12 protein-coding genes and 1 pseudogene are annotated in these 17,752 nt (G+C 62.8%); 10 read left to right on the top strand and 3 right to left on the bottom strand.

The window, feature by feature from the left end; translation table 11 throughout:
- The 6 genes and pseudogenes from RMO23_RS02815 to RMO23_RS02840 all read left to right on the top strand — a co-directional run.
- Positions 1-111, top strand: a pseudogene (locus tag RMO23_RS02815) (glyoxylate/hydroxypyruvate reductase A); the annotation flags it as partial.
- A 6-nt stretch (positions 112-117) separates the two neighbouring features.
- A complete protein-coding gene (locus tag RMO23_RS02820; RefSeq protein ID WP_309678579.1) occupies positions 118-1,038 on the top strand; it encodes a hydroxymethylglutaryl-CoA lyase in 921 nt (306 codons plus the stop codon).
- A 1-nt stretch (position 1,039) separates the two neighbouring features.
- A complete protein-coding gene (locus RMO23_RS02825) occupies positions 1,040-1,798 on the top strand; it encodes a YbaK/EbsC family protein (RefSeq protein WP_309678580.1) in 759 nt (252 codons plus the stop codon).
- A gap of 51 nt (positions 1,799-1,849) precedes the next feature.
- A complete protein-coding gene (locus RMO23_RS02830) occupies positions 1,850-2,482 on the top strand; it encodes a 2-hydroxychromene-2-carboxylate isomerase (protein ID WP_309678581.1) in 633 nt (210 codons plus the stop codon).
- Positions 2,483-2,495: 13 nt separating this feature from the next.
- Positions 2,496-4,319, top strand: coding sequence for a DUF294 nucleotidyltransferase-like domain-containing protein (locus RMO23_RS02835; protein ID WP_309678582.1), 1,824 nt, complete (start codon positions 2,496-2,498; stop codon positions 4,317-4,319).
- A gap of 9 nt (positions 4,320-4,328) precedes the next feature.
- Positions 4,329-4,985: a 3'-5' exonuclease gene (locus RMO23_RS02840; protein WP_309678583.1), complete on the top strand. Its 657-nt coding sequence runs from the start codon at positions 4,329-4,331 to the stop codon at positions 4,983-4,985.
- Positions 4,986-5,373: 388 nt separating this feature from the next.
- Here the strand turns inward: RMO23_RS02840 and RMO23_RS02845 are convergent, their stop codons facing one another.
- Complete coding sequence (locus tag RMO23_RS02845) at positions 5,374-7,101, bottom strand: cation acetate symporter (RefSeq protein ID WP_309678584.1); 1,728 nt, start codon at positions 7,099-7,101, stop codon at positions 5,374-5,376.
- Positions 7,098-7,406, bottom strand: coding sequence for a DUF485 domain-containing protein (locus RMO23_RS02850; protein ID WP_309678585.1), 309 nt, complete (start codon positions 7,404-7,406; stop codon positions 7,098-7,100). The genes RMO23_RS02845 and RMO23_RS02850 overlap by 4 nt, the downstream gene beginning before the upstream one ends.
- A 404-nt stretch (positions 7,407-7,810) precedes the next feature.
- On the opposite strand from RMO23_RS02850, the gene RMO23_RS02855 reads away from it, so the two are divergent.
- The 3 genes from RMO23_RS02855 (at position 7,811) to RMO23_RS02865 (ending at position 10,448) form a co-directional block, all read left to right on the top strand.
- Positions 7,811-9,469 carry an MFS transporter gene (locus tag RMO23_RS02855; protein ID WP_309678586.1) on the top strand — a complete coding sequence of 553 codons (1,659 nt, stop codon included), beginning with the start codon at positions 7,811-7,813 and terminating at the stop codon, positions 9,467-9,469.
- 123 nt (positions 9,470-9,592) lie between these two features.
- Positions 9,593-9,742 carry a hypothetical protein gene (locus tag RMO23_RS02860; protein WP_309678587.1) on the top strand — a complete coding sequence of 50 codons (150 nt, stop codon included), beginning with the start codon at positions 9,593-9,595 and terminating at the stop codon, positions 9,740-9,742.
- Positions 9,743-9,947: 205 nt separating this feature from the next.
- On the top strand, positions 9,948-10,448 hold the full coding sequence (locus tag RMO23_RS02865) for a hypothetical protein (protein WP_309678588.1): 501 nt from the start codon (positions 9,948-9,950) through the stop codon (positions 10,446-10,448).
- Between the two features lie 68 nt (positions 10,449-10,516).
- On the opposite strand, the gene RMO23_RS02870 is transcribed toward RMO23_RS02865, so the two are convergent.
- Positions 10,517-11,629, bottom strand: coding sequence for an ABC transporter substrate-binding protein (locus tag RMO23_RS02870; RefSeq protein ID WP_405041554.1), 1,113 nt, complete (start codon positions 11,627-11,629; stop codon positions 10,517-10,519).
- 208 nt (positions 11,630-11,837) lie between these two features.
- On the opposite strand from RMO23_RS02870, the gene uvrA reads away from it, so the two are divergent.
- The coding region (uvrA, locus tag RMO23_RS02875) for an excinuclease ABC subunit UvrA (protein WP_309678589.1) at positions 11,838-17,752 on the top strand (5,915 nt) is incomplete at its 3' end.

Raw genomic sequence — 17,752 nt, forward strand, 5'->3', positions numbered from 1 at the left:
ACCCTGCGCGACGAAAGCATTGCCCAGATTGCCGGCAAGATACAGGCCCTGCACGGCGGCGCGCCGATTGCCAGCCTTGCCGGTGTGGTTGACCCGAATCAAGGATACTGAATCACCATGAATCTACCCCCTGAAGTCAAACTCGTCGATGTCGGTCCCCGCGATGGGCTGCAAAACGAAAAATCGCCGGTGCCGGCCGCCGTCAAGATCGAGCTGGTGCACCGCCTGCAGGATGCCGGCCTGACCGAGATTGAGGTCACGAGTTTTGTCTCGCCCAAATGGGTGCCGCAAATGGCCGACAACGCGGAGGTGATGGCCGGCATACGGCGCAAGCCGGGCGTGCGCTATTCGGTGCTGACGCCCAACATGAAAGGCTTTGAGGCCGCTGTGGCGCCGGCCCGCGAGCTCTGGCCCGACGAGATCGTGGTGTTTGGCGCGGCCAGCGAAGCCTTCAGCCAGCGCAACATCAATTGCTCCATCGCCGAAAGCATCGAACGCTTCCGGCCGGTGGTGGAAGCGGCCAAGGCCCACAACATTTATGTGCGCGGCGCGATCTCTTGCGCCGTCGGCTGTCCGTATGAAGGCGAGATCGCTCCGGAGCGGGTTGAACTGGTCGCGCGGCTGATGAAGGGCATTGGCGTGCAGCACGTCGGCGTGGCCGACACGATTGGCGTGGGCACGCCGGTCAAAGTGCAGCGCGCGCTGGAGGCGGCGCTCAAGGCTTACGACCTCAACGACGTGTCGGGCCACTTTCACGACACCTACGGGCAGGCGCTGGCCAACACGCTGGCCAGTCTTGAAATGGGCATCTGGCAGTTCGACACCTCGTCGGCCGGGCTGGGCGGCTGCCCCTATGCCAAAGGCGCCACCGGCAACGTGGCGACCGAAGACGTGGTGTACCTGCTGCACGGCATGGGCATTGATACCGGCATTGACCTGGACAAGCTGATCGACGCCGGCAAGTTCATCAGTGATTTCCTGGACCGAAAACCCAATTCACGGGCGGCAACGGCGCTGCTGAACAAGAGGACTGGCTGAGATGTGCGGTAGCGAGCTTGTCGCGCTGCCTGACGGCGTGAAACGGGTCGCGACCGCGCTGCAGGCGCTGGGCCATCCGCATGCGCCGGTCATGCTCGACGACGCCGCCCGCACGGCGCAGCAGGCAGCAGACGCACTGGGCGTTGGCGTGGGCCAGATTGCCAAGAGCATTGTGTTTCGCCGCAAATCCGATGATGCGGCGGTGCTGGTCGTCACCTCGGGTGACCAGCGCGTGGACGAGAAAAAAGTCGAAGCGCTGGTGTGCCCCGATGGCAAACGGCTGGGGCGTGCCGACGCAGAGTTCGTGAAGGCCCGCACCGGCTTTTCGATTGGGGGCGTGTCGCCGCTGGCCCATGCCACGCCGTCGGTCACGCTGATTGACCAGTCGCTGTTTCGGTTTGATGAAATCTGGGCAGCGGCCGGCCATCCGCACGGCGTGTTCCAGCTGTCGCCGCAGGCCCTGCAGCGGCTGACCGGCGCGCCCGTGGCGGATCTGGCCGTGGATGTGCCGGTGGACGAAGGCAAACGCGCGCTGCAACGCGCCATCACCCTGGTCAGGCTGCGCGCCCGCGGCGTACACGCCGCCACTGAAGTGCCTTCGCCGTGCATCTCGGTGTGCCAGATGAGCGCGGTCACCGACTGGTGCGAAGGCTGCTTTCGCACGCGTGACGAGATTGCCGGCTGGAGCCGCGCCAATGACGACAGCAAGCGGGCCATCTGGAAAACCATTGAGCGGCGCATGGCGGCCTTGCAGCCTTGAGGTGCAAATGACGTGGCGTCACCCATCAAAAACCGACCGCAGGCCACGTGCATGAAACACATCACCTTCTACCTGGACTTCATCTCGCCCTATGCCTACCTGGCGTTTGAACAGCTGCCGCAGGCCCTTCAGGGGCTGAGCTACAGCGTCAGTTACAAGCCGGTGCTGTTTGCCGGCATGCTCAAGCACCATGGCCAGCTGGGTCCCGCAGAGATTGCCCCCAAGCGCGACTGGACCTATCGCCATGTGTTGTGGCTGGCGCACTCGCTGGACATTCCGATGCAGATGCCGGCCAGCCATCCCTTCAATCCGCTGGCGCTGCTGCGACTGGCCGTGGCAAGCAGCGCCAACGGCCTGCCGAACCGCTATGTCTGCGAAACCCTGCTGCGGTATGTGTGGCGCGGCGGGGCCGATGCAGCGGACGCGGGACGCCTGCAGACCGTGGCCCAGCAGTTGAACCCCCAGCGCGCCGTCAACGGTGACGATGTCAAGGCGCAGCTCAAGGCCCATACCGACGAGGCGATTGAACTCGGCGTGTTTGGCGTGCCGACCTTTGAAGTCGATGGCAAACTGTTCTGGGGGTTTGACGCGCTGCCCATGCTGCGGGCCTGCCTGTCGGACGATCCCTGGTTCGACGGCCCCTGGAACTCGGTTGCAAGCGTGGCGCAAGGCATCAGGCGCTGAATCGCCATGATCTATGCCCAATGCCTTCAACTTTGCCGCCTCACCGTTTGACTGCCTGAGCCCGGACGAGCAGCGCTTGGTTCGGGACAGCGTCGACATTGCCTATTTCCCCGAGCGGGCGACGATTCTCGACCTCGGCATCGCGCCCACCCACCTGTTTGTCATTATCAAGGGTTTTGTCACCCAGCTCGACGGCGACGAAGTCCTCACCACCTATGGGCCCGACGACTGCTTTGACGGCCGGGGCCTGATGGCGGGCAAGGTCAGCAGCCGTTTTGTGGCGGCCGAGGAGGTGGTGGCCTACCAGCTGGCACGGCAGGCGGTCAGCGACCTGATCGCATCGAACGCCACCTTTGGCGCGCTGCTGTTTTCGGACCTCAGCAACAAGCTCAGCGCCCTGTCGCAGCGCAAAAGCCAGCACGAGCTGCAGTCGCTGACCCTGTCGCGGGTCGATGAGGCCTTCTTGCGGCCCGCGAATTTTGTCGATGCCCACACCGACATTCTCTCGGTGGTCAAGGTGTTTCAGGCCCAGCGCAGCTCCAGCGTGCTGGTGCGCGATACCGATGCACAGCCGCCGCGCCTGGGCATTTTCAGCGCCACGGCGCTGCAGCGCGCCATCCTGGATGGCAGGCCGCTGGACCAGCTGCAGGTGGGCGAGCTGGCCAATTTTTCATTGATTGAAGTGCGGCCTTCGGACCAGCTCGGGGACGCCATGGCACTGATGCTGCGGCGCCGGGTGCACCGGGTCGTGGTGGTCGACGGCGACCAGGTGGTGGGCATCCTGGAGGCGCTCGATCTGTTCAGCTTCCTGTCGAACCAGTCGCACCTGATCACGGTGCAGATTGAAGAGGCGAAAGACCTGGCCGGCCTGAGCCAGGCGGCAGCCCGCATCACCCGCATGATTGCCTCGCTGTACCGCAGCGGCTCGCGCGTCAACCTGATCGCCAAACTGGTGCAGCAGCTCAATGCCCGCCTGTTCGAGCGCGCCTGGCAACTGATCGCACCCGCCGACCTGGTCGCCAACAGCTGCCTGTTTGTGATGGGCAGTGAAGGGCGTGGCGAGCAACTGCTCAAGACCGATCAGGACAACGGCCTGATCCTGCGCGACGCTTATGCGCCCCCGCCAGACCTGGCGGCGATCTGCAGCAATTTTTCCGGGGCACTCACGGGGTTTGGTTACCCGCAGTGTCCGGGCCACATCATGCTGAGCAATCCGCAGTGGTGCAAAAGCGCCAGCGAATTTGGCCAGATGACGCGGCAGTGGCTGATGCTGCCCAACGGCGACAGCCTGATGAACCTGGCGATCTTCATGGACGCGCACGCGGTCTGCGGCGATGCCCGGCTGCTGGAGGAGGTGCAGCGCGGCCTCATGCGGATCGCCACGGACAGCGATGCCATGCTGAGCCGGTTCGCGGCGGCGATTGACGCCTTTGGCAGCAGCACCGGCTGGTGGACCCGGCTGCTGGGCGGCGCTGACGCCGAGCAACAGCTCGATCTCAAGAAAGAGGGTATTTTCCCGCTGGTGCATGGCGTGCGCAGCCTGACGCTGGCGCACCGTGTTGCGCAAACCAGCACCACCGCGCGCATTGCGGCGCTGGTGGAAGGCGGCAAGCTCGATGCCGACATGGGCGCGGACCTGACCGACAGCCTGCATTTTTTCATGGGACTCAAGCTCAAGGCAGGGCTGGCCGAACTCGACACGGGCAAGACCGTGACCGGCACCGTCAACCCGGCCCGGCTCAGCAGCCTGGACCGTGACCTGCTCAAGGACACGCTGGGGGTGGTCAAGCGCTTCAAGGCCCTGCTGCGCCATCGCTTCCATCTGGAAGCTGTTTAAGGCCATTTCATGGCGGCCCTGCTGTCACCGTCGCGCTGGTGGCCTGTCCTCAAACGGGAATGGCTGCTTTACCACCTGGGCGATCCGGTATTTCGCTTCATGTTTGAGCCGCCACCTGCCAATGAATGGGTGGCGCTGGACTGCGAGACCACCGGCCTGAACGTGCGCACCGATGAAATCATCGCTATCGGGGCCGTGCGCATTGTGGGCCAGCGCATCATGACCAGCGAGCGGCTCGAGGTGCTGGTGCGGCCCGAGCGCGGGGTGTCGGCCGAGAGCGTGCGCATTCACCGCCTGCGCGAACGCGATGTGGCCGAGGGCCTGCCGATTGACGAAGCCCTGAAGCGCCTGATGCATTTCATCGGCAGCCGGCCGCTGGTGGGCTATTACCTGGAGTTTGACGTGGCGATGCTCAACCGCGCTCTTTTTCCGATGCTGGGCCAGGGCCTGCCGCAGCCCAAAATCGAGGTTTCAGGCCTGTACTACGACCACAAGTTCAGGCAACTTCCGGCACACCAGCGACAGGCCGGTGCCAGTATTGACCTGCGCTTTGCCACCATGATGAACGACCTGGGCCTGCCTCTGCGCGACGCCCACGATGCCCTCAACGACGCGGTGATGGCGGCGCTGGCGTTTGTCAAGCTGCGGCAGTTGCGCGGGGGCTGATGCCGAAAGCCATTTTGAGCGGTACTTGAGGTAACTATTCAGGTCGCAGCGCTTCCTCTTCACTCCTTTCGCACTGGGCTTGTCGAAGGGTTTGTTGGTTCGGAGATAAGGCTTCGACCCTTCGACAAGCTCAGGACAGGGCAAGCCCAGCCCGAACGGCGTGGGGCGTCCGAATGATTGCTAATTGAGATTTTTAGGTCTCTAGCGCAGGTGAAATCTACACATGTTGCTATAATTTTTGCAGCTGATGGATGCCTCACATGCCAGGAGTGAGCCAGGCATCGGGCAGGTTAGCGGTCTCAATGGATGCAGCAGGCACAAAAAAACCGGGCACTCGGCCCGGTTGAGACGTTGAAGAAGGCGGACAGCTCCGCCCTGCAATCTTCTTTCAGTGCCCGGAGGCTCCCGAAGCCCCGTAACCCGTTTCCGAGCGTACCTGCTGCGCAGGAAATTCGGCGCGCTCCCGGGCCGCGTTGGGGCTGCGGTCCAGAATGGAGAACAGCCAGATGCCGACAAAACCGATAGTCATGGAGAACAGCGCCGGCGAGGTGTAGGGGAACAGCGCCGAACCCTTGGGGTAGCCCAGCGTGGCTTCCCAGACCGACGGCGACACGATGGTCAACGCGACGGAAGAGAACAGGCCCAGGAAGCCGCCAATCACGGCCCCGCGAGTGGTGCAGTCCTTCCACAGCACCGACATGAACAGCACCGGGAAGTTGGCCGACGCCGCAATCGCAAAGGCCAGCGACACCATGAAGGCAATGTTCTGCTTCTCGAACGCGATGCCCAGAGCGACGGCGATAACGCCGAGAACCAGCGTGGTGATGCGCGACACCTTGAGTTCGGACGCGCTGTCGGCATTGCCTTTTTTGACCACCGTGGCGTAAATGTCATGCGAGACAGCCGAAGCGCCCGACAGCGTCAGGCCCGCCACCACGGCCAGAATCGTCGCAAAGGCCACGGCCGAGATGAAGCCGAAGAAGACGTTGCCGCCGACCGCTTTGGCCACCAGCACCGCCGCCATGTTGGCCGAACCGCCGCCGCCCTTGATGATGCCCTTGGCTGTGTCCGCATATTCAGGGTTGGTCAGCACCAGCGTGATGGCGCCAAAGCCGATGATGAAAATCAGCACGTAAAAGTAGCCAATCCAGGTGGTGGCCCACAGCACCGACTTGCGCGCCTGCTTGGCATCAGGCACCGTGAAAAAGCGCATCAGGATGTGCGGCAGACCAGCGGTGCCAAACATCAGCGCCATGCCGAAGGAAATCGCCGAGATCGGGTCTTTGATAAAGCCCCCTGGTCCCATGATGGCGAGACCAATGGCGGCCGCGTCGACCTGAGTCTTGCCACCGTTCACCGCGAGTTGCGTCTTGACTTCAACGCCTTTGGCAAACAGCGCTTCAAAGCTGAAGCCAAAGTTCGACATCACCATGAAGGCCATGAAGGTGACGCCTGCCAGCAGCAAGCAAGCCTTGATGATCTGCACCCAGGTGGTGGCGGTCATGCCGCCAAACAGCACGTAAATCATCATCAGCGCGCCCACGATCACCACCGCCAGCCAGTAGTCCAGGCCAAACAGCAGTTTGATCAGTGCGCCTGCGCCCACCATCTGCGCGATCAGGTAGAAGGCCACCACCACCAGCGTGCCCGAGGCCGCAAAAATACGGATGGGCTTTTGCTGGAAGCGGTAACCGGCGACGTCGGCAAAGGTGAACTTGCCCAGGTTGCGCAGGCGTTCCGCCATCAAAAAAGTGATGACCGGCCAGCCGACCAGAAAACCGATCGAGTAAATCAGGCCGTCATAACCCGATGCCATGACAGCCGCGGAAATGCCCAGAAAGGAGGCGGCCGACATGTAGTCGCCGGCAATCGCCAGGCCGTTTTGAAAACCGGTGATGCCGCCGCCGCCGGTATAAAAGTCGGCGGCCGACTTGGTCTTGGAGGCTGCCCACTTGGTGATGAACAGCGTCATGATCACGAAGCCGGCAAACATGCTGATGGCGACCCAGTTGGTCGGCTGTTTCTCGACTTGGCCCAGGTCGGCGCCAGCGGCCAGTGCCGACCCCGCCAACAGTGTCAGCAACAGGGCGAGGAACGCGGTGTGTAGTTTTTTCATTTGGAAACGTCCTTCAGGATTTCAGCGGTCAGGTCGTCAAACTCACCATTGGCACGGCGCACATAAATGGCCGTGATCACGATCGTGAAAATGATGACGCCCAGACCGATCGGAATGCCCAGTGAGGTCACCCCGGCGCCAATCGGCTGCGCCAGAAAGGGCTTGTTGAAGGCGATCAGCGCGATGTAGCCGTAGTACACGACCATCATCAGCAAGGTCAGCGACCAGCCGATGCTGTTGCGCTTTTTTCGAAGTTCGAGGTACTTCGGATGTTTCTGGATTTTGTCAATGACCGGATCAACCATTTGGAGTCTCCTTGAAGTTGGCTGGCACAGATTGTTGAAGAATGTGCCGAGCACACTTGCCGGGATTTTGCAAATAAGGACTGACCCTGCCCTTACGCCACGGAGAAAGTCCGTTGACCGAACCCGGCTGCAGCCGCACACCAACAGATCAAATAAAAGACGAAATAAAAAAACGTCACAGGCATGTGTTCACGAGGCGGCGGGGCTGTTTTCGGCCGGTTTGGGCTCGATATTCCGCATCAAGAAAATCAGGGCGAGGGTTAACGCGTGGGCTGTAAGGCTGTGTCGGTTTCGTGTAAGTTTGTGCAAGAAATCCGTCAGAGCCAAGTCAGCCAGTCGTTTGATAGTCGCCCCCAGGTGCCTGACCTGGCGCCAGATATTCAACTATTAGGAGACAAACCATCATGGCAATCGCAGTCGACAACAGGCCGATGTCCGCTGAGCAGAAGAAAGTCATCTTCGCCTCATCGCTCGGCACCGTATTTGAGTGGTACGACTTTTACCTTTACGGCTCACTCGCCGCCATCATTGCCAAGCAGTTCTTCAGCGGACTGGACGCGGGCTCCGCTTTCATTTTTGCGCTGCTGGCTTTTGCCGCCGGTTTCATCGTGCGTCCTTTCGGTGCGCTGGTGTTCGGCCGGCTGGGCGACATGATCGGTCGCAAGTACACCTTCCTGGTCACCATCGTGATCATGGGCCTGTCCACCTTCATCGTGGGCTTGCTGCCCAGCTACGCCTCCATCGGTGTGGCCGCACCAGTTATCCTGATTGCCCTGCGCATGCTGCAGGGTCTGGCGCTGGGCGGTGAGTACGGTGGTGCCGCGACTTACGTGGCCGAGCACGCACCGCATCACAAGCGCGGTGCCTACACCTCCTGGATTCAGACCACGGCCACGCTGGGCCTGTTCCTGAGCCTGCTGGTGATTCTCGGTGTGCGCACCGCCATCGGTGAAACGGCTTTTGCCGACTGGGGCTGGCGCATTCCATTCATCGTCTCCATCCTGCTGCTGGGTGTTTCGGTGTACATCCGCCTGTCCATGAACGAGTCGCCGGCCTTCCAGAAGATGAAGGCCGAAGGCAAGACCTCCAAGGCACCCTTGTCCGAGTCTTTCGGCCAGTGGAAAAATCTGAAAATCGTGATTCTGGCGTTGATTGGCCTGACCGCAGGTCAGGCCGTGGTCTGGTATTCCGGCCAGTTTTATGCCCTGTTTTTCCTGACCCAGGCACTGAAGGTGGATGGTCCTACCGCCAACATTCTGGTGGCTTACTCGCTGATTCTGGGCACACCGTTCTTCGTGGTGTTTGGCACGCTGTCCGACAAGATTGGCCGCAAGCCCATCATCATGGCCGGTTGCCTGCTGGCAGTGGTCACCTACTTCCCGGTGTTTACCGCACTGACCAAAGCCGCCAATCCTGATCTGGCCGCAGCCCAGGCCAAGAACCAGGTGGTGGTGACCGCCGACCCGAAAGAATGCTCGTTCCAGTTCAACCCGACCGGTACCGCCAAATTCACCAGCTCTTGCGACATTGCCAAGCAGGTTCTGGCCGGTGCATCGGTGAGCTATGAAAACGCAGTCGCTGCACCCGGTACGCCCGCCACCATCAAGATTGGCGAGACCGTGATCACCGGCTATACCGCCAAGGGCCTGAGTGCCGACGATGCCAAGAAAATGGACGGAGAGTTCAAGAAGGCTGTGGCTGACTCGCTCAAGGCCGCCGGTTACCCCAGCAAGGCCGATCCCGCCAAGGTCGACAAGCTCATGGTCACGCTCATCCTGTTCTACCTGGTGCTGCTGGTCACCATGGTGTACGGCCCGATTGCCGCCATGCTGGTGGAACTGTTCCCGACCCGTATCCGCTACACGTCCATGAGCCTGCCGTACCACATTGGTAATGGCTGGTTTGGCGGCTTGCTGCCAACGACGGCCTTTGCCATCGTGGCGCAGACCGGCAATATGTACAACGGCCTGTGGTACCCCATCATCATTGCCGGCATGACTTTTGTCGTGGGTATGCTGTTCGTCAAGGAAACCAAAGACGTTGACATCTACGCCAACGACTGATTGCTATCCGGCAGCGCGGGCCCCGCGGTCCGCGCTGAGCAACACGGTTGATGGATAGAAATCTGACTGCCCCCGCCATTATTTGCCGGGGGCTTTTTTGGGCCTTTTTTTTGAAAGAAATCCATGTGGAAAATTGTGGTGGGATTTGTCGTGTTCGCAGCGCTGGCCGTGTACTTGCTGAACAAGGGCGGCGACATTGATCTCAGCGGCGAGAAGCATGGCGCCGTGTTGGCGCCGGCAGCCTCGGCGGTGGCAGCACGGGCCTGCGCGTAGAGCCGGGCGTTCAGCAGGCGTGTTGCAGTCACGCCGCAGCGGTTCACGGTGATTCGGCGAAGGGTGAACTACTGGGGTCTGCGCCTATAACTCATTAAATTGATTAAATTGCTGTTCTGGTAGAAGGCATCAAATTACAATCCGTCTCACTTACCGCTTGCTGCTGGCGGTTTGTGCGCTGAATGCGTCTACCGGAGACACGCCAATGATTTATGTGAAGACAGAGCTGGGTCAGTCAGCCCTGCAGAACCGTTCCATCGCCCTGGCGCCCCGGCAGCGCATGGCTTTCATCATGTTCGATGGCAAGCGCAGCACCGAAGAAGTCCTGAAAGCGACCTCGGGCCTGGGGGTGACGGCCGAGGATGTCGGTCACCTGGTGGCGCTGGGTTTGCTGGCGGCTGTGGCTGTCGAGCTGCCTGCGGCTCCTCCAGCCGGGGCGCTGGCTGCGCCAGCGGTCCAGCCGCCATCCGCCGCTGCGCCAGCCGATAGCGGCGCGCCGCCGACGCTGGATGCGCAGGCCCATTACTCCAAGGCTTATCCGATCGCCACCCGGTTGACGGCGGGTCTGGGCCTGCGCGGCTTCCGGCTGAACCTGGCGGTCGAAGCGGCTGGCAATCTGGCCAAGCTGCGTGAGCTGGCCCCCAAAATCAAGGATGCCGTGGGCGCCGAGAAATTCAGCGAACTCGAACGCGCCCTGTACGACTGAGCGCAAGGCCGCAGGCGCATCGGGCGCGAGGCCGGGCTACCGTTGCGGCAGTTACCGGGGCTCAGCGCTTACCGTTTGAATTTTCCGTCGGCACCAATGATGGACAGATCGGCGAAATCAAGCCCACTGTGGTCTTCGCTTGAGTAGCCCACCTCGAGCCCGCCAATATCCAGCTTGCGCATACCTTCGAGCGCGGTCTGGATTTTTTCGCGGGTCGGCTTGGCACCGGCCCGGCGCAATCCTTCAACCAGGACCTTCGCCGCCGCAAAACCCTCCAGCATGGCAGGGGTGACTTCGCTCTGCCCCTTGGCCTTGGCCAGGTCCTGCGCCTCCTTGACCATCGGGTAAGCGATGGAACGCTCATAGGGAAAGACCTGCGTGACAATCACGCCCCGCGCATTGTCGCCCAGGCTTTTGACAAAACCGATGGAGGCGTTGTTGGACAAGGTGACGATCTGCGCGGCGGAGCCTGCCGCGCGGAAGGCCTTCATGCCGTCGACAACCGCCTGGCCCGAAGCCACCATGAGGATGGCCTGCGCGTTGGACTGGTAAATCTTCGGCGCCAGGGGTGCGAAGTCGGGCTTGGCACGGTTGAATTTTTCCAGCACAACCGGCTTGAGCTTCGCTGTCTCCAGACCTTTTTGCGCCCCCGCCACGCCGTCCGCCCCAAAGCTGTCGTCCGCGTAAACAATGCCGATCCGGGTGATGCCCATGGAGTGCAGGTGGGTGATCGCTTTTTCAGCTTCGCGCTGGTAGGTGGCGCGCACATTGAAGATGTGTTTTTTGACGGGCTGGTGCAGCACCATGGCACCCGTGGACGGACCTATCAGGGGGACGCCGTATTGATCGAGCAGCGGAATGATGGCTTCCGTGTGCGGCGTGCCGCGCGTGAGAAACATCGCCACGACGTTTTGCTCTTCAATCAGCTTGCGCGCGTTCTCGGCCGCCAGCTTGGGGTCAAACTTGTCGTCGAGAGAAATCAGCTCTATCTTTTGACCATTGACGCCGCCTTTGGCATTGGTGGCATCAAGGTAGAGCTTTGCACCTTCCGTGGTTTCTTTCACACCGGCCCCCACGGCGCCGGTAAACCCGGCCGTTTGCCCGATCAGGATTTGCGCCTGGCAGGCGTGGCTCATGGCCGCCAGCAAGATGGTGCCGCACCACATATTGAGTTTTTTCATGACGTGTCTCCTAGGGCGGTGAGTGTATCCAGTCAGTGTGTCCTCGCGGCTAGGTAGATACGGCATCAATACCAAAGTACTGCTCTGGGCGTTGGCGCTTGTGGCTATGACAGCATGAAGACTGACGCCTCAAGGGCTTTAAGACCTCCCGCACCCTCTGCAGGCGGTCTGTCTAGAATGTTTGACCTCACCAGGAAAGCCCCCACCCATGTCCCAGGGAACCATCCGCATTCGCGGCGCGCGCCAGCACAACCTTAAAAACCTTGATCTGGACATCCGTACCGGCGAAATGACGGTCGTGACCGGCCCCAGCGGCTCGGGAAAATCGTCGCTGGTGTTTGACACGCTGTTTGCCGAAGGCCAGCGGCGTTATGTCGAGACCTTCTCGGCCTACGCCCGGCAATTTCTGGACCGCATGGACAAGCCGGCGGTGGACAAGGTCGAAGGCGTGCCGCCGGCGATTGCGATTGACCAGACCAACCCGGTGCGCAGCTCCCGCTCCACCGTCGGCACCATGACCGAGCTCAATGACCACCTGAAGCTCTTGTATGCGCGTGCGGCCCAGTTGTTTGACAGGCAGACGGCCCAATCGGTGCGGCATGACTCGCCCGAGTCGATTTATGCCGAACTGATGGCCCGTACCGCGACGACGGATGCAAGAGTGGTCATGACCTTCCCGGTTGAACTGCCCGGCAACACCAGCGCCGAACAGCTTGAGCAATGGCTGTCGGCCAGCGGCTTTACGCGCGTGCATGCCGAGCGGGAAGTCGCCACGCCGGCCGGACCGCACAAGCTGCTCGATGTGGTGGCCGACCGCTTCCGCATCCAGACGATTGAAAAGGCCAGGGCGCTGGAGGCTATCGAGACGGCGATCAAGCGCGGTGGCGGCCGGCTTAATGTCTATGTCCAGCGCACTGCGGAGAGCGGCGAAAGCGCAGGGCCGCCCCAAGCCGAGCCAGCCTCCGAGGGGCTGGAGCCTGCGGCTCCGAACCTGCTTGAGCAGGTTCGGACAGGCGACAGAGGCGAAGCGTCCCGCGAGCCGCGGCCTGCAGGGCCTCGCGCATTACACGAAGTGAAAAGCGTGGGGGCTAACAAGCCGCCAGAAGAAATGTGGCGCTTCTCCACCGGCCTGCACTGCCCCGACAGCGACACGCGCTACACCGAACCGACGCCCTCCCTGTTTTCCTTCAACTCGGCCATGGGCGCCTGCACCACCTGCAAGGGCTTCGGGCGTGTCATTGGGGTGGACTACGGGCTGGTGATTCCGAACGACAAGCTCACCTTGCGTGCCGGTGCCATCAAGGTCATGCAGACCCCGGCCTGGAAGGAAGCGCAGGACGACTTGATGCGCCACGCCGAAACCGCCGGCATTCCGCGCGACACGCCCTGGTACAAGCTCACGCCCGAGCAGCAGACCTGGGTCATCAATGGCTCGCCGGGCTGGAACGGCAAGTGGAACCAGCACTGGTTTGGCATCAAGCGTTTTTTTGAATACCTGGAAAGCAAGGCCTACAAGATGCACATCCGGGTGCTGCTCTCCAAGTACCGCAGCTATACCGAGTGCGAAACCTGCGGCGGCGCGCGGCTCAAGCTCGAATCACTGCTGTGGCGCCTGGGCAGCAAGGAGGCGGCCGACGCGGTGTTGCCGCCCGCGCAGCGTTTCATGCCGGTCGGCGTGCAGTGGCGCCGTGCCCAGCTCGAAGCCATGCCGGGCCTGTGCCTGCACGATTTGATGCGCCTGCCGATTGACCGTCTGCAGAAGTTCTCGGCCAGCCTGTCATTTGCCGCCGCAGGGGATGACGCCGAGCAGAAGGCGCTGAAGTCGCTGTTCGAGGAAATCCAGACCCGGCTCAAATACCTCTGCGACGTCGGCATTGGCTACCTGACGCTGGACCGGCAAAGCCGCACGCTGTCGGGCGGCGAGGTGCAGCGCATCAACCTGACCACGGCGCTCGGCACCTCGCTCGTCAACACCCTGTTTGTGCTCGACGAACCGTCGATCGGCCTGCACCCGCGCGACATGAACCGCATCACCCAGGCCATGCACCGGCTGCGCGATGCCGGCAACACGCTGGTGGTGGTCGAGCACGACCCGGCCGTGATGCTGGCCGCCGACCGCATGATAGACATGGGACCCGGCCCGGGTGAGAAGGGCGGCCAGATCGTGTTTGACGGCACACCCGAAGACCTCAAGCATGCCGACACGCTGACCGGCGCTTACCTGGGCTCGCGCAAGCAGGTCGGCATGGGCTTCAAGCGCGCGGTGACGGACAACACGCCACGGCTGATTCTGGAAGGCGCGCGCGACCACAATCTGAAGAACCTGACGGTGGACTTCCCGCTGCAGCGCCTGGTCTGCGTCACCGGCGTCAGCGGCTCCGGCAAGTCGACCCTGATGCAGGACATTCTGGCGCCCGCGCTGCTGCGCCAGTTTGGCAAGGCCACCGAAACACCGGGCCTGCACGACCGGCTGCTGGGCGCCGATCATCTGACCGATGTGGTGTTTGTCGACCAGTCGCCGATTGGCAAGACGGCCCGCTCCAACCCCGCCAGCTATGTCGGCGCCTGGGACGCGGTGCGTGAGCTGTTTGCGCTGGCGCCGCTGGCCCGGCAACGCAGTTACACCGCCACCAAGTTCAGTTTCAACAACGGCGACGGGCGTTGCCCGACCTGCGGCGGCTCGGGCTTTGAGCATGTCGAGATGCAGTTCTTGAGTGACGTTTACCTGCGTTGCCCCGACTGCGACGGCAAACGCTACCGGCCCGAGATTCTGGAAGTCACGATTGAGCGCAAGGCGATGGGCCAGCTCAGGCCCCGGCTGATGAATGTGTCGGACGTGCTGGAACTCACCGTCAGCGAAGCGGTGCAGCTGTTTGCGCAAGACCGCGAGGTGATTCGCGCGCTGCAACCCATCGTCGATGTCGGGCTGGAGTATGTGAAGCTGGGCCAGCCGGTGCCCACGCTGTCGGGCGGGGAGGCGCAGCGCCTCAAGCTCGCCGGGTTTCTGGCCGGCGCCGCCAAAACCGCCAGCGCCAGCAAGCAGGCGCTGGCGCTCAAGCATCCCAGCCGTGGCACGCTGTTCTTGTTTGACGAGCCCACCACCGGCCTGCACTTTGACGATATTGCCAAGCTCATGCGGGCGCTGCGCAAGCTGCTCGAAGCCGGCCATTCGCTGATCATCATCGAGCACAACCTCGACGTGATCCGCTCGGCCGACTGGCTGATCGACCTCGGCCCCGAAGGCGGCGAAGCCGGCGGCCTGCTGGTGGCCGAGGGCACACCCGAACAGGTGCGCGAGCACCCGACCTCGCACACCGCCAGGGCGCTGCGCGACTACGAGCAGGCCATGGGCAAGGTCCATGGCGTCGAAGAAGCGCGCCCCAAAGTGTGGAAGGCCCGGCCAAGCTTCTCCAACGACATCCAGATCGTCAACGCCAAGGAGCACAACCTCAAGAGCCTGTCGGTTGACATCCCGCGCGGCAAGTTCAACGTCGTCACCGGCGTGTCGGGCTCGGGCAAGTCGACGCTGGCCTTTGACATCCTGTTCAACGAGGGCCAGCGGCGCTACCTCGAATCGCTCAACGCCTATGCACGCAGCATTGTGCAACCGGCCGGCCGGCCCGAGGTCGATGCGGTGTACGGCATTCCGCCCACGGTGGCGATTGAGCAGCGCCTGTCGCGCGGCGGCCGCAAGTCCACCGTCGGCACCACCACCGAGGTCTGGCACTTTTTGCGCCTGCTCTACGTCAAGCTCGGCATCCAGCACTGCACCAAGGACGGCGCCGCGGTGATGCCGCAAAGTCCCGAGAGCATAGCCGCGCAATTGCTCAAAACCTATCGCGGCCAGCACATCGGCCTGCTGGCGCCGCTGGTGATTGCCCGCAAGGGCGTGTACACCGAGCTGGCCGACTGGGCCCGGCCGCGCGGCTACACGCACCTGCGCATCGACGGCGAGTTTTTGCCGACCACCAATTTCCCGCGCATAGACCGCTTCAAGGAGCACACGGTCGAGCTGCCGGTGGCCGATATCCAGGTCACGCCCGACAACGAGGCCGCGCTGCGGCTGGCGCTGGCGACCGCACTGCAGCATGGCAAGGGCGTGCTGCATGTGCTGGCGCCGCTAGATGGCCTGCGCGGCGCGATGCTGACCGCCAGCAGTACCAAAAATATCGGCAAGCTGGAAGCCTTTTCGACCAAGCGTGCCTGCCCGGTTTGCGCCACCTCGTATGCCGAGCTGGATCCGCGCCTCTTCAGCTACAACAGCAAGCACGGCTGGTGCCCGGACTGCGTCGGCACCGGCGTCAAGCTCAGCAAGGAGCAGCGCAAGGTGTTTGACGACTCGGTGCGCGACGACGACAACAAGGGCCGCGAGCAAAGCTTTGCCGAGCCCGAAGTCGAGGACGTGCTCGACGCCGTCTGCCCCGGCTGCGACGGCACGCGCCTGAACCAGCAGGCCAGAGCCGTCAAATTTGCGGGCGTCGGCATTGCCGACATTGCCGGCCTGTCAGTCACTGACGTGCGCGCCTGGGTCGAAACGCTGGCCCTCATCGGCCGCGAGGCCGGCATTGCCCGCGACCTGATTCCCGAGATCAAAAGCCGGCTCGAATTCCTCGAAGACGTGGGCCTGGGCTACCTCACGCTGGACCGGGGCGCGCCCACCCTGTCGGGCGGCGAGGCGCAGCGCATCCGGCTGGCCGCGCAGCTCGGCTCCAACCTGCAGGGCGTCTGCTATGTGCTCGACGAGCCGACGATTGGCCTGCACCCGCGTGACAACCAGATTTTGCTCAGCGCCCTCGGCAAGCTCAGCGAGCGTGGCAACACGCTGGTGGTGGTCGAGCATGACGAGGACACGATTCGCCGTGCCGACAACATCATCGACATCGGCCCCGGCGCCGGCAAGCGCGGCGGGCAACTGGTGGCGCAGGGCACGGCGGCGCAGTTGTCCCAGGTGCCGGAGTCGCTGACGGGTCGCTACCTGGCGAATCCGCTGGTGCATCCGCTGCATGCGCGGCGCGAAACACGCGAAGATGTAGCTGAATCGGGGTCAGATCCCAATTTCGCGAGCAGCGGTCAGCAAGGCGCGCAGCCGCAATCGAAATTGGGCTCTGACCCCAATTCGGCGTCCCAATCTAGCGCAGCCGAAGCAAAGCCCATTAGCAAACAAAAGAAAGCCGCGCTCAAAGCAGCCGCCCTGCGCGATGCCGCAGCCAGCGCCAGCATCAGCCACAACGCGGCCCCCGCAGCCGCCAGCCCCTTCACCTCCTGGCTCACAGTGGTCAAAGCCGACCTGCACAACCTCAAGGACGTGTCAATTGCGGTGCCGCTGTACCGGCTGGTGGCCGTCACCGGTGTCTCCGGCTCCGGCAAGTCCACCCTGGCGCGCGACGTGCTGCTCACCAACGTCCACGCCGCCGTCATGCAGCGCTCGACCAAGGCTGGCCGCGACGCCGACGATGCCGGCAAGCACCCCGCCTGGACCGGTTGCGAACGCATGGAAGGCTACCGATTGGTGGACCGGGTGCTCGAAGTCGACCAGACCCCCATCGGAAAAACGCCGCGCTCGTGCCCGGCCACCTACATCGGCTTTTGGGACACGATCCGCAAGCTGTTTGCCGACACGCTGGAGGCCAGGGCGCGCGGCTATCCAGCCGGGCGCTTCAGCTTCAACACCGGCGAAGGCCGCTGCCCGACCTGTGAAGGCGCCGGCGTGCGCACCATAGGCATGAGCTTTCTGCCCGATGTCAAAGTGCTGTGCGAAACCTGCCACGGCGCGCGCTTCAACCCCGAGACCCAGGCCGTCACCTGGCGCGGCAAAAACATTGGCGACGTGCTGAAGATGGAGGTCGACGAAGCCGTTGAGTTTTTCGCCGCCATGCCCAACATCAGCCACCCGCTGCAACTGCTGAAGGACGTGGGCCTGGGCTACCTGACGCTGGGCCAGCCTTCGCCCACGCTATCGGGTGGCGAGGCGCAGCGCATCAAGCTGGTGACCGAACTCAGCAAGGTGCGCGACGACATCACGCGCCGCGGCCAGAAGGCGCCGCACACGCTCTATGTGCTCGACGAGCCGACGGTGGGCCTGCACATGGCCGATGTGGAAAAGCTGATTCACGTGCTGCACCG

Source organism: Polaromonas sp. (genome assembly GCF_031411155.1).
GTDB lineage: Bacteria > Pseudomonadota > Gammaproteobacteria > Burkholderiales > Burkholderiaceae_C > Polaromonas.

Bases quoted from the DNA above. Each gene is read 5' to 3' on its own strand.
- RMO23_RS02820 (WP_309678579.1), top strand. From the start codon at position 118: ATGAATCTACCCCCTGAAGTCAAACTCGTCGATGTCGGTCCCCGCGAT.
- RMO23_RS02825 (WP_309678580.1), top strand. From the start codon at position 1,040: ATGTGCGGTAGCGAGCTTGTCGCGCTGCCTGACGGCGTGAAACGGGTC.
- RMO23_RS02830 (WP_309678581.1), top strand. From the start codon at position 1,850: ATGAAACACATCACCTTCTACCTGGACTTCATCTCGCCCTATGCCTAC.
- RMO23_RS02835 (WP_309678582.1), top strand. From the start codon at position 2,496: ATGCCCAATGCCTTCAACTTTGCCGCCTCACCGTTTGACTGCCTGAGC.
- RMO23_RS02840 (WP_309678583.1), top strand. From the start codon at position 4,329: ATGGCGGCCCTGCTGTCACCGTCGCGCTGGTGGCCTGTCCTCAAACGG.
- RMO23_RS02845 (WP_309678584.1), bottom strand. From the start codon at position 7,101: ATGAAAAAACTACACACCGCGTTCCTCGCCCTGTTGCTGACACTGTTG.
- RMO23_RS02850 (WP_309678585.1), bottom strand. From the start codon at position 7,406: ATGGTTGATCCGGTCATTGACAAAATCCAGAAACATCCGAAGTACCTC.
- RMO23_RS02855 (WP_309678586.1), top strand. From the start codon at position 7,811: ATGGCAATCGCAGTCGACAACAGGCCGATGTCCGCTGAGCAGAAGAAA.
- RMO23_RS02860 (WP_309678587.1), top strand. From the start codon at position 9,593: ATGTGGAAAATTGTGGTGGGATTTGTCGTGTTCGCAGCGCTGGCCGTG.
- RMO23_RS02865 (WP_309678588.1), top strand. From the start codon at position 9,948: ATGATTTATGTGAAGACAGAGCTGGGTCAGTCAGCCCTGCAGAACCGT.
- RMO23_RS02870 (WP_405041554.1), bottom strand. From the start codon at position 11,629: ATGAAAAAACTCAATATGTGGTGCGGCACCATCTTGCTGGCGGCCATG.